The sequence below is a fragment of the Neobacillus sp. Soil_C_43 genome (assembly GCF_057656715.1).
The window spans coordinates 43788-55997 of sequence record NZ_JBDGJV010000003.1 but is presented as its reverse complement, the minus strand read 5'-3'; the positions used below and the strand labels follow the sequence as shown (position 1 = coordinate 55997).

General features: G+C 37.7%; 13 protein-coding genes. 9 read left to right on the top strand and 4 right to left on the bottom strand.

The annotated features are described in order from the left end of the window. Position 1: 1 nt before the first annotated feature. The 4 genes from AC3A54_RS06570 to AC3A54_RS06555 all read left to right on the top strand — a co-directional run bounded on the left by AC3A54_RS06570 (position 2) and on the right by AC3A54_RS06555 (position 3161). Positions 2-886: a MinD/ParA family protein gene (locus tag AC3A54_RS06570; RefSeq protein ID WP_487653848.1), complete on the top strand. Its 885-nt coding sequence runs from the start codon at positions 2-4 to the stop codon at positions 884-886. A 12-nt stretch (positions 887-898) separates the two neighbouring features. Further along, a complete protein-coding gene (locus tag AC3A54_RS06565; protein ID WP_487653847.1) occupies positions 899-1237 on the top strand; it encodes a hypothetical protein in 339 nt (112 codons plus the stop codon). 46 nt (positions 1238-1283) lie between these two features. Then, positions 1284-2087 carry a sigma-70 family RNA polymerase sigma factor gene (locus AC3A54_RS06560; protein WP_487653846.1) on the top strand — a complete coding sequence of 268 codons (804 nt, stop codon included), beginning with the start codon at positions 1284-1286 and terminating at the stop codon, positions 2085-2087. Positions 2088-2222: 135 nt separating this feature from the next. Beyond that, positions 2223-3161, top strand: a complete 939-nt coding sequence (locus tag AC3A54_RS06555; RefSeq protein ID WP_487653845.1) for a manganese-dependent inorganic pyrophosphatase — start codon at positions 2223-2225, stop codon at positions 3159-3161. Positions 3162-3215: 54 nt separating this feature from the next. On the opposite strand, the gene AC3A54_RS06550 is transcribed toward AC3A54_RS06555, so the two are convergent. The 3 genes from AC3A54_RS06550 to AC3A54_RS06540 form a co-directional block, all read right to left on the bottom strand. Continuing rightward, positions 3216-3761: a DUF3231 family protein gene (locus AC3A54_RS06550; protein ID WP_487653844.1), complete on the bottom strand. Its 546-nt coding sequence runs from the start codon at positions 3759-3761 to the stop codon at positions 3216-3218. A gap of 189 nt (positions 3762-3950) precedes the next feature. After that, the gene (locus AC3A54_RS06545) at positions 3951-4742 is read right to left on the bottom strand and encodes a hypothetical protein (protein ID WP_487653843.1); all 792 of its coding nucleotides are present in this window, start codon (positions 4740-4742) and stop codon (positions 3951-3953) included. Positions 4743-5258: 516 nt separating this feature from the next. Then, on the bottom strand, positions 5259-6080 hold the full coding sequence (locus AC3A54_RS06540) for a Cof-type HAD-IIB family hydrolase (RefSeq protein ID WP_487653842.1): 822 nt from the start codon (positions 6078-6080) through the stop codon (positions 5259-5261). 230 nt (positions 6081-6310) lie between these two features. Here AC3A54_RS06540 and AC3A54_RS06535 point away from each other — a divergent pair, with 230 nt between their 5' ends. Beyond that, a complete protein-coding gene (locus AC3A54_RS06535) occupies positions 6311-8674 on the top strand; it encodes an alkaline phosphatase PhoX (protein ID WP_487653841.1) in 2364 nt (787 codons plus the stop codon). Positions 8675-8790: 116 nt separating this feature from the next. Continuing rightward, positions 8791-9366 (top strand): DNA-3-methyladenine glycosylase I, encoded by a 576-nt coding sequence (locus AC3A54_RS06530; protein ID WP_487653840.1) that lies wholly within the window; start codon positions 8791-8793, stop codon positions 9364-9366. Positions 9367-9440: 74 nt separating this feature from the next. Here AC3A54_RS06530 and AC3A54_RS06525 read toward each other — a convergent pair whose 3' ends face one another. Next, positions 9441-9602 (bottom strand): hypothetical protein, encoded by a 162-nt coding sequence (locus AC3A54_RS06525; RefSeq protein ID WP_309863702.1) that lies wholly within the window; start codon positions 9600-9602, stop codon positions 9441-9443. A 302-nt stretch (positions 9603-9904) separates the two neighbouring features. Between AC3A54_RS06525 and AC3A54_RS06520 the strand changes: the two genes are divergently transcribed. From AC3A54_RS06520 to AC3A54_RS06510, 3 genes are read left to right on the top strand one after another with little or no spacing between them, the layout of a single operon-like run. Beyond that, entirely contained in the window at positions 9905-10555 is a 651-nt protein-coding gene (locus tag AC3A54_RS06520; protein ID WP_487653839.1) for a TetR/AcrR family transcriptional regulator, read from the top strand. 36 nt (positions 10556-10591) lie between these two features. Beyond that, complete coding sequence (locus AC3A54_RS06515; protein ID WP_487653838.1) at positions 10592-11326, top strand: GTP pyrophosphokinase; 735 nt, start codon at positions 10592-10594, stop codon at positions 11324-11326. Positions 11327-11357: 31 nt separating this feature from the next. Continuing rightward, complete coding sequence (locus AC3A54_RS06510; protein WP_487653837.1) at positions 11358-11825, top strand: CBS domain-containing protein; 468 nt, start codon at positions 11358-11360, stop codon at positions 11823-11825. The last annotated feature ends 385 nt before the right edge of the window (positions 11826-12210 follow it).

Here is a 12210-nt window from a genome sequence, read left to right as displayed (position 1 = left end):
AATGGACCAAGCACAAAGTCTACGAGAATACATGCATCGATTTAATGTTCAACAAGAAAAAGAACATTCTGCTCGTGTTATAACGATTACCAGTGGTAAGGGTGGGGTAGGAAAATCAAATTTCACCCTTAACTTTGCTTTAGGTTTAAATGCAGTCGGTAAAAGGGTTGTGGTCTTGGATTTAGACTTATCGACTGCAAATATTAATATATTAATGGGGATTACGCCACGGAATAGTCTAGCAGATGTTCTGCATCGTCAGAAGTCAATTTGGGACGTATTAGAAAAAGGAACGGCTGGAATCGATTATATTTCCGGAGGACTTGAAATACAAGACCTAATGGAGTTAGACCCACATACACTTTCGTATTTTTGGAGTCAAATTCAGGAACTACAAACCTATGCAGATTTTATACTACTAGACACAGGTGCCGGGATATCAAAGGAATTAGTAGATTTTATTTTAGCTTCTGATGAAACCATATTGGTTACCACACCGGAACCGACTGCTATTGCCGATTCCTATGCGGTTTTAAAAACAGTCATTCAGTTTACGAAGCAAACCCCCAATTTTCGCTTGGTAGTGAATCGCGCGCAATCTTATCGAGAAGCTGTTGACACTTCTAGAGCAATAAAAAATGCTACTAGTAGTTTTCTAAAATTTAAATTAGTGACATTAGGGTTTTTGATGGAAGATGCACATGTAAGACAATCTGTAAGAGCTCAATCACCATTTTTTATGATTTACCCTAATTGTGAAGCATCTAAGAACATTAAACAAATTGTTAATTCCTTTTTACCTCAGTCTGAAGAATCATCAAAAGAACAAACCAAAGGGATTCGGGGATTTTTTGAAAAAATGTTTTCACTCGGTAAAACAATGTAAAAGGGGGTGCCTATGGAATTGAATTGGAAAGTTAATACCTTATTGGGGACTACGGCATTTCTACTTACCTACTTTTTTTCAATTACAAATAACATATGGCAAACATCCATCTTAAGAGCAATTTTTGGATTTCTATTCTTCTTTTTAATAGGCTATATTTTACGATTCATTTTAAGTCAAATGAATGTAAAAAAATTAGAGAATAACTCAAACCTAATCCATGAACAATTTACAGAAGATGTCCTGGAGCAGGCACAGGAAGAACTATTAGGTGAATTAAACAAGGAAGATATTTTGTTCCAACAAATTCCCCTGCATTCGTTACATAAAGGGGAAGATAGATCATCCTAAAAAACTCATTCCGCAAATGTAAACCCAAGAAAAGGAGGGATAAACGTTGAAAACAGATATTAACGAAACCAAACTGCATGATTTATTGTGGAGAAGCTACCGAGAGGGGCACGATTCAAGGTCACAGGAACATTTAGTCAAACAATACATGTATTTGGTTGAGCAAATGGCTAATCGAATGAGTCTTAGTATCCCGCAACGTATTATTCCGAAAGAGGACTTAGTTGGGTTAGGCTATATAGGCTTGCTTGAAGCAATTAAGAAATTTGATTACAAAAAGGGTTATCAATTTGAAACTTTCGGCTTGTGGAGAATAAAGGGAGCCATGTTGGATGGGATCCGGCAAATGGACTGGGTACCAAGAGGGCTTAGAGACAAAGCCAAAAGACTAAACAGTGCTTTTCGGGAGTTAGAGCAAAATTTGATGAGATCTCCCTCTGAAGAGGAACTCAGCCAATATTTGAACATTCCACTGGATGAAGTCGACCAAGCCATGGCTGCGTTATCAGTGTCCACACTGCTTTCACTTAATGAACCGTTTAATTCTAACGAGGATGATGGGAAACAGCAAAGTCGGATGGATCAAGTTAAGGATGATAGCTTCAGCAATCATGATCGAGGGTTACAAATGGCAGATTTCAAGCAAATGATGGCTGCATGTATTGATACAATGCCAGAAAAAGAAAGACTAGTCATTTCATTATTATATTATGAGGGTTTAACTCAAGTAGAGATTTCAGAAGTTTTGAATCTCACAAAGGGAAGAATCTCTCAAATTCATTCAAGAGCGATCTTACGGTTGAGACAAAGCTTCGAAGCCAATGGGTATTCTTTAGATTCCTTTTTATAGAGATGTAGGATTTATTGTGTTAAGGGGCAGTTTTTGTTTTGAATCCTCTAACAGAATACTATATAATTTTTGATGGGGTCATTCCCATCTGTTTGGGCTTGTCCTACATAATTTCATACGATTAGGAGTAGTAACATGGAAAAAGTACTTATTTTCGGTCATAAAAATCCCGACACAGATACAATTTGTTCTGCTATTGCATATGCAGATTTGAAAAAACAATTAGGCATGGACGTTGAACCTGTCCGCCTAGGTCAAATTAACGGTGAAACACAATACGCACTTACTCAATTCAAAGCTGAGACTCCTCGTTTAGTAGAAGCAGTGGCTGCTGAGGTTAACTCCGTTATTTTAGTAGACCACAATGAGCGCCAACAAAGTGCCAACGATATCGCGGATGTTCGTGTACTAGAAGTAATCGACCATCACCGTATTGCCAATTTCGAAACAAGTGATCCGTTATACTACCGTTGTGAGCCTGTAGGCTGTACAGCTACGATTCTAAATAAAATGTACAAAGAAAATGGGAAAGAAATTAAGCCTGAGATTGCTGGTTTGATGCTATCAGCAATTATCTCTGACTCATTACTATTCAAATCACCAACCTGCACACCAGAAGATGTAGCAGCTGCACGTGAACTTGCTGCAATTGCTGGTGTTGATGCGGAAAGCTATGGACTTGAAATGTTGAAAGCAGGGGCAGATGTTCGTGATAAATCAATCGCTGACCTTCTAAGCCTTGACGCAAAAGGCTTTGAAATGGGCTCAAGCAAAGTGGAAATCGCGCAAGTAAACGTGGTTGACACGGCTGATGTGCTTGCTCGCCAAGCGGAAATAGAAGCATCTATTTCTTCCATCATCGAAGAAAAGAACTTAGATTTATTCCTATTTGTTGTAACAGATATTTTAACAAATGATTCTGTTGGATTAGCTTTAGGAAGCAAGGCGGCTGCTGTTGAGAAAGCATACAATGTTACTCTTTCAAACAACACAGCTACTCTAAAGGGCGTTGTTTCTCGTAAGAAACAAATTGTTCCTGTGTTAACAGATATCTTTAATAAAGGTGAATTTTAATATTCATTAAAAAAACCGTTCATGCCGGATGATGTTGGCATGAACGGTTTTTGTTTAATTTGGTGAGCCTGGTGGATAGTAATAGGGAGGGACCTTTAGCCAGCCACGTTCACGCATCAATTTTTTTAGCGAAGAGCCATACTTAAATATTTCAAATTGTATTTCAAAAAACATTTTGCATGCATCGTTTCTAACACACAGAGCTATTCCTTGACCTATAAGCGTAATCTCAGCTGCAACCTTAGCAGATACTAAGTTTGCTAACTCCTCATCGGTATATTTTACCCCAAGTGGGACCGCATTTGGATCTGATTTTGGTTTATTCTCTGAGGATGGTGGTAATGGAATACCTTCATTTATAAAAAAGGTACGTAGCCGCTGACTTACGTCTTTCGCGGATTGGTGTCCATTCGTAAAAGCATGAATTAATTGATCATCCGTTGTTGTATTTAGTCCTAATTCAAATATCATAATACCTTCTTCTACTAAGGTAAGTAACAGCCAAAAGTGGTTCACTTCTCCAATATGTAAGGGATTCTTTCTCTCACCGTCTGCCAATGGTGTAAAAAGGTCTTTTAGGGATTCAAATATATTGGTCATAGACAGCCTCCTTTGGATTTATTAACATATATAGTTTGGCTATTTTTTGGTATTTTATTTCCAAATTATTTGTAAAAGATGAAAATTGGATGGCTGGCCAATCAAATCTTACGTTTAGGATAAGTAGTTGGAAAAGACTCAAGTACACGATGAAACCATTAGTTTTATAAAAAAAAGTTCACCGCTATTTTAATCTAGCGGTGAACCATCTTTTTGATTCACTGTTTCATGCTCCTCGTGTTTTTCATCCTTTTTATGATTTAATAAGAAAAACGTTAATGGTTGGTCCGAACCTGTCATTAATTTGTAAACATAGGAGGAAGTGAGTTTATAGCCGTCATCGATTTTTTCGGCCAAGTAATTGGTCCGTTCAAATAGGATGGAACGGATATGGTTCACTTGCCGAGCGATTTTGTCTAATAGTGCTTCCTGAGTATCAAGGCGCTCTAACACCCCGCCATGAAATTCCTCTTGTTTCGTGATTTTTTCCGCTGTTTCTTTTTGCAATTCCAGCTGTTCCTGCATCTTTAAGGCAAGCTGCTGGTTGGCGTCTTCACTTCGTTCCAGCCTGCTGGCAATTTCCTGATAGCTTTTGTTTAACTGGCTGACTTGATCTGTTAAAGATGATCTCGACACGGATTCCTTTTCTAAGATGGCTTCTAGCTGCGCGTTTTTCTCATGAATGGCCAGCAAGCTCTTCATCATTTGATCTTCCATGTCTTTTTGCTGCAGGTTGCTGTTTTTCAAATCATTGAGCTGATCGTCGACCTTTTTCCACTGTATATCCTGTGCTTCCTCTTGATGGATGGTACGAACATGGAGGTTGTTTAGAGCCTGTTTGAGTGATTTATTCGCTTTTTCCTGTTCATTTATTAGGTCAGTTAGGAAATCCTGTCGTGAAAAAACCTGATTGGGTTCCTTAAGCTTGTGGTTCGGTTTAAACACTTCTGGATGCTCATTCTTATTGATGAATAGTCCCATACCTCTCTCCGCCTTTTTTATTTTTGCTTGTAATAGCTTATGCTTAGGGAGCGGAAGTGGGGACAGACTTGGGCTAGGCTATATTTAGTAAAAAACGCCCAACTTTTTGAGGAAGTTGGGCGTTTTGAATGATTTTTGAACTGATCAATGGGGGACTCTGATGAGAATTGCGGATTTATCTACACAAAAATGATGGATATCTACACAATTTTGAGATATATCTACACAAAATTAATAGATATCTACACATATTTGTGATATATCTACACAAAAATCAAGGATATCTACAAATTTTTAGATTTCTATATAAAGTGAATTTTGGAATTCTACACAAAATCAAAGGAATTCTACACAAATTAGAATTAATTCTACACAAATTCAAGAGAATTCTACACAGATTAGTTATAATTCTACATAAAATTCAAGGAATTCTACAAATTTACGAGTTATTCTACAATTGTTGTAAAAAAATACCACTTCTCATAAAAAGCTGTCCAAGATACCACCATAAAACTATTAAACCAGTACGGCACCATTCAACACAAACTTCTCAACAACTTTCGCAACGCCATCATTCATATTGGTGTCGGTAACATAGTCGGCTTTTTCCTTGATATCATCAGGTGCGTTGCCCATGGCCACGCCAAGCCCTGCAAACTCAATCATCGCCAGGTCATTGTAGCTGTCACCCATGGCAATTACTTCTTCACGAGTAATGCCAAGCTGCCCAATCAAATGGTTAAGGCTAGTCCCTTTCGTTACACCATCTTCCGTAAACTCTAAAAAGAACGGCTTCGAGCGCATCACACTAAGCTCTCCAGCAAACTGCTCTTGCAGCTTTTTTTCAACAATAGCAAGCTTTTCTGGATCCTCAAGCATTAACACTTTAACAACTGGTTCATTTACTGAATCCACAAAGCTGTCCACTTCAAAAACTTCTAGGCCGGTAATAGTAGCTTCCACATCTGTATATTGATTGCCCGCTTCTGTCACAATATAGTCCCCAACATACGTGTGAATCCAAACATCTTCACTACGACTTACCTCATATAAGTGGTGAACCATTTTTGGCGATAAGGTGCTGCTAAACAGCTCTTCACCTGATTGGCAGTTAGTAATTTTGGCACCATTAAAAGAGAGAATAAAACTACCATAGTCCTTTAAGAGTAATTCTTCAGCAATATCAAGCATGGCGGAAGTTGGGCGTCCAGATGCTAGAACTACCTTAACACCAGCTTCCTGTGCATCCATTAATGCTTGCTTGGTACGAGGAGAAATCGTGTGGTCGTCTTGTAATAATGTATCATCTAAATCTAGGACAATCATTTTATAGGTCATTTTTGATGAATCCTTTCTGTTCTATATTTCCTTCCTCATCTTACTATAAGTCTAGGAAAAAAACTCATAACAATTGTAGGAAAATAATTACCTAATACGATTCAAGCCTACTTTTGTTAAGGTAAATTTACATTAATTAATGATATCTCAACATTCGTTTAATCTCCCCTTAATAGTGTTGCGTTTTAATAGAGTAGTAGTAGTAATTAACACACTTGGAGGGAAAAATTATGAAAAAGAGATTAACAGTTGCACTAGCTCTAGGATTAATGATACCAGCAGTAACACCTGCGGCGGCTGCAGGTAAAGATATTTCCATTGATTCATTTAAATTCAATTCAATGAAGGCACCAGCTTCAATTGAAGATATGGTGAAAACATATACTAGTGCTTCAATGGACGTAACCTACAGCGACGGAAAAACAAAAAAATTCCCTCTTACGTATAAACAATTATTCCTTTCAGATGAAAAGATTGTAACAAACAAAGGAGAAAAAATTCCTGCGGGAACACCTATTGATGTGAATGGAAATCCAATCGTAGACAAGAGTGTCCCTGGTCAGGAATCCTATTATATTTCAGATGCGCCAGACTCGAATAGCTTAATGAATGTAGGCGGAAATCTATTCATGGTATCTCATTTTGAATATGATTCAATAGATAACTCTGGTAAATCAGCGTATGGAGTGGTTCCAGCCTCCATGACACTAACACACCTAAATCAAGACAATAGAACTGGAGTATTATCTGTTAAAGATGCTAAAAAGATTGATTTTTCAAGCGTAAAGGGCTTATGGATTCCATGTAATGGATCAACTTCCCCTTGGGGAACCCATTTAGGATCAGAGGAATATGAACCAAATGCTCGTCAATTCGAGTCAGAAATCGGAACAGATAAAGATTCTACGAATGTTAAAGGCTTTGCAAATCTTTACTTTGGGGATGAATCAAAAGCAAACCCTTATAATTATGGTTTTATTCCAGAAGTAACTGTCAAACCGAATGGTGATACGAGTGTCGTTAAACACTACAGTGCAGGTCGTTTTTCTCATGAAATTATGACAGTAATGCCTGATAATAAGACAGCATTCTTCGGTGATGATGGTAACTACACCGTAACGTTTATGTATGTGGCCGATAAAGAAAAAGACTTATCTGCAGGAACTCTATATGCAGCCAAATTCGTTCAAACAAGTGCTGAAAATGGTGGATCTGGTGACCTTGAGTGGGTGAAGCTAGGACATGCTACAGATGACGAAGTTAGAGCGATTATAGACAAGGGAACAAAATTCAGTGACATATTTGAAACAGCAAGTGAGCCAACTGAAGGTTTTACCGCAATCAAGACTGACTCTAGTGGTGGAAAAACGGAATATATCAAATTAAAGCCTGGCATGGAAAAAGCAGCAGCGTTCTTAGAATCTCGTAGATACGCAGCTTTAAAGGGTGCGACGGCAGAGTTCCGTAAAATGGAAGGTATCACAGTTAACGCAAAAGATAAAAAAGTATATATGGCAATCTCTGAAATTGGTAAAGCCATGGTGGAAGATACAACCCATGTGGACCCTGTAGATGATGTTCATTTAAATAAAATCAATGCTGGTGGAACATATGAGCTTAATTTAACTGGTGGTTTAAAAGACAAGGATGGCAACAAAATCAATAGTGAATACGCCGCTTCTGATATTAAAGCAATGGTAGTAGGGGAAGATTTAGCTGCTCCTGATGCATATGGAAATAAAGCGAATCCTGACAAAATCTCTAAGCCTGATAACCTGAGCTATTCTGAAAAAATGAGAACATTATTTATCGGTGAAGATGGAGGGGAGCATACGAACAACTTTGTATGGGCTTATAATGTAGATACTAAGGAGCTATCTCGTGTGTTATCTGTTCCAGTGGGAGCAGAAGCCACAGGATTACGTGTCCTTGACAACTTCAATGGCTTCTCCTATGTATTGAGCAATTATCAGCACCCAGGTGACGAGCTCGAAAACTTCCAAGGTACAGCTGTGAATAAGGAAGAGCTAGAGAAGGCAATTGAAGCAGGAATTGGAATCGACAAAAAAGGTGGAGTAGGCTATATTGCTGGTTTACCACAGCTAAACGGGAAACATATTGGCTGGAATTTAAAGGATGGAAAATGGTATTTCCACAATGAAAATGGTGATGTACAAACAGGTTGGGTGAAAGATCGTGCAAAATGGTACTACCTCGAAGCAACTGGAGAAATGAAGACTGGTTGGGTAAAGACAGGGAACAAGTGGTATTACCTCACACAATCCGGTGAAATGAAGACTAGTTGGGTAAAGACAGGGAACAAATGGTACTACCTTGCCGAATCTGGTGAAATGAAAACGGGCTGGGTAAAGACGGGAAACAAGTGGTACTATCTTGCTGAATCTGGTGAAATGAAAACGGGGTGGGTAAAGATAGGTAACAAGTGGTACTATCTTGCCGAATCTGGTGAAATGAAAACAGGCTGGGTTAAATCAGCAAACAAATGGTATTACCTCAATATAGATGGCAGTATGGCAGTTAATACTACTATTAACGGTTACAAAGTGAACCAACATGGTGAATGGGTACGATAGGTACAATAAAATGGTGGAATCCTTTATGGGATTCCACTTTTTTAATATATATAATAGAACATTTGTTCCTTTAGATTTTTTCTGATATACTTAAAATAAAAAGGGGAGGGTTAAGTATGAATAGGTGCGGTTGGGTGAATCAGGATCCGTTATATATTGACTATCATGACCATGAATGGGGCGTACCGGTTTATGATGATCGATTATTGTTTGAATACTTAAATCTCGAAGGGGCTCAAGCAGGGCTTAGCTGGTATACGATTTTAAAGAAGCGGGAGAATTATCGAAAAGCATTTGATCAATATGATGCAGAAAAAATTATCCGTTACGACGATAAAAAAATCGAAGAGCTTTTACATAATGAAGGAATTGTTCGCAACAAGCTAAAGATTAATGCCGTTATAACCAATGCGCGGGCATATTTGAAGGTAAAAGAGGAGTTCGGCTCCTTCCGGGAATATGTGTGGTCCTTTGTCAATGGGAAACCGATTCAAAATCATTTCAAAGATTTATCTGAGGTCCCCGCAACAACCGAAATCAGCGATAAGTTAAGTAAGGACTTAAAGAAACGCGGATTTAAATTTGTAGGGTCGACAATATGTTATGCGTTCATGCAAGCAACCGGAATGGTAAACGACCATATCGTTACATGTGATTGCTACCAAAAAGCCCTTCCGGTTACAAAATCCTAAAAAAAGCGATGCTCTCTTAAGAAAGAGGCATCGCTTTTCTGTGAGTAAAATGAAATGTTGAAAAATCGTAACAACTACTTGGATGGTTTATCCACCAGGAAATCTGAAGCAGGGATCGGAATAATCTTCCCGCCAATTTGGACATGTACGGTATCGTTGAAAATGGCTTTTACAATCCCCTTTAAAGAGATTGTTGAATTAACAGAGATTTTTTTTGATTCAGATTGATTGGCCAAATTAATCAACACCTTCCGATAGTTGGTAAAATATATGTTAAAAAACGATAAATCGTGATAAAGATACTATAAATAATTCGAAAAAAAATGAAGAACTCCTGCTTAATAAAAATATTTTTGGAAAAATCGGAGGAAGAAGGTTATGTTACAATCCTTTTCATTTTAAAAGGGGTGTGAAACAATGAAAAAATTATAACATGAACCTTAGTTCAAGTATTACACGTCAGTGAAAACCTGTCAACAAAAACATGAACTATGGTTCAATTTTAAAAAAAGTGGTATGATAATCATGAGGTGATAAAATGTCTGAGCATGAAGACATTCAAGTTGGTGAGTTCCCATTTATTCCAAAGCAGGAACGAGCCCAGCAAAAGAGAAATGCGTTGCTTGAAAGTGGACATGCATTGTTCATTTCAAAAGGGTACGAACAAACAACGGCAAAAGAAATTGCCGCCCATGCAGGGGTAGCCACCGGGACTTTTTATCGTTATTTTTCAGATAAACGACAGCTGCTGTTATCATTGTTAGAAGATAAATTAGATAGGATTCTCCCGCCTGAACCGAGCTTGGCTTCTTGCAATCCAGAAGAGGTATTAGCGACAACTCTGGAGGCGCATTATAAGCGGTTAAGTGAATTAGGGCTTAACCGGGTCTTGCCTGAACTGCTACTTAAAGACATAGAGCTTTCTGAGGTGATAGTGACGGCAAGGAGGAAGGTCCTTAACAGAATTCATTTAGGATTAAATCAAGCTCAAGAAAAAGGATTAACATGGGAGGACTTGGACCTGGAAACAGTCTCTTGGGCCATCATGGTACTAGTGGAGAATGGATACGAAAAAGAGCGTCAAACAGGGAAAAAGGCAAATTATCAAAATATAGCTAAGGTCATCTGTAGGATGATTTTTCCCCCTGAGACTTTGGAACGGTTGGGAACCAATCATACGATGGAATAATACTGATTAATTCATTTTCAGAGAGGAAGTTATCGTTTGCCAATTGGACAAGGTATTGATTTAAAAGAATTGAAGGCAATAAAGGTTGAATTAACTCGATTCATGATGGCATATAAGTTTGCCTTAGATGAAATGAATACAAAAACTAATATCTTAAAAGATGAGTTTAATTATATTCATGATTATAATCCAATAGAACATGTGAAATCACGATTGAAGTCACCTGAAAGTATATTGAAAAAAGTGTATCGAAAGGGTCATGACTTTACCCTTCAATCTATTAAAGAAAATGTAAAAGATATCGCAGGGATCCGTATTACTTGTTCGTTTAGTTCCGACATTTATGAATTATATACAATGATTGCAAACCAAAAGGATATCCGGGTGGTTGAAACGAAGGACTATATTAAAAATCCTAAACCGAATGGTTACCAAAGTCTTCATCTCATACTAGAAATTCCGATCTTCATGTCAGATCGTGAGGAGTTAACGTATGTTGAAGTTCAAATTCGTACCATTGCCATGGATTTTTGGGCAAGTCTAGAACACAAAATGTATTATAAATACAATAAGGAAATTCCAAAACACATGCTTACGGAACTAAAAGATGCAGCCACTATGGCAACACAATTGGACACCAAAATGGAACACCTCCATAGAGAAATTTCTGAAATTAAGAAGGCAGATGTGGAACAAGAAAAGCATCTGCTGATTGATAAAGGTAAATTCGATATTACATTTTTAGAAACAATTTTACAAAAAAGCAGATAATAAAAATTAACTATTGAAAGTGGTGACGAATATGAAGGTCAGAGATTTCATGGTGAGAGATGTTATTTCAGTTAGACCCAATAGTTCCATTAAGGACGTAATGACAACGTTTGTTGAGAAGAAAATTGGCGGGGTTCCGATTGTGGACGAAAATGGCAAGCTTTCAGGCATTGTAACCGATGGGGATATTTTGCGGGCGATTAAGCCTATTGACCGCAGAATCCAGGATTACTTCAGTTTTATCACTTATATTGCAGAAGAAGATTTGGAAGAGCGGTTGGATGAGATGGCTAAAGTGGAAATCATTCGAATTGCTAAGACCAACGGAATCGTGTCCGTGCATCCAAATGATGATATGAAAACCGTGATAACACTTTTATCAAAGCACCACTTTAAGAAACTTCCTGTCATCGATGAAACCAACCATATAGTCGGGGTAATCAGTCGAGGCGATGTGATAAGAAACATCCAGCAAACTATAGTTAAAAACATGGAATAAGGAGTTTTTTTACCTAGCATGTTGCTAGATTTACTTTTTACTTTAGGATTTTGGTAAATGTAGAAGTAGAAGGGTTCTACGTATACTTTTTGTTAAAGCGAAGGATGAAAAGTCGAAGTAGAAGTGTTCTACGTATGATTTATGTTTAAGAATACGTTGAAAAGTAGAAGTAGAAGGGTTCTACGTATACTTTTATCTAAAGATGAAGAGAAAAAGTAGAAGTAGAAGGGCCCTACGTATACTTTTATCTGAAGAAAAGGTGGAAAAGCTGAATTAGAAGGGTTCTACGTATACTTTTATCTAAAGATGAAGAGAAAAAGTAGAAGTAGTAGGTCCCTACGTCTACTTTTATCTGAAGAAAAGGATGAAAAGTGGAAGTAGAAGG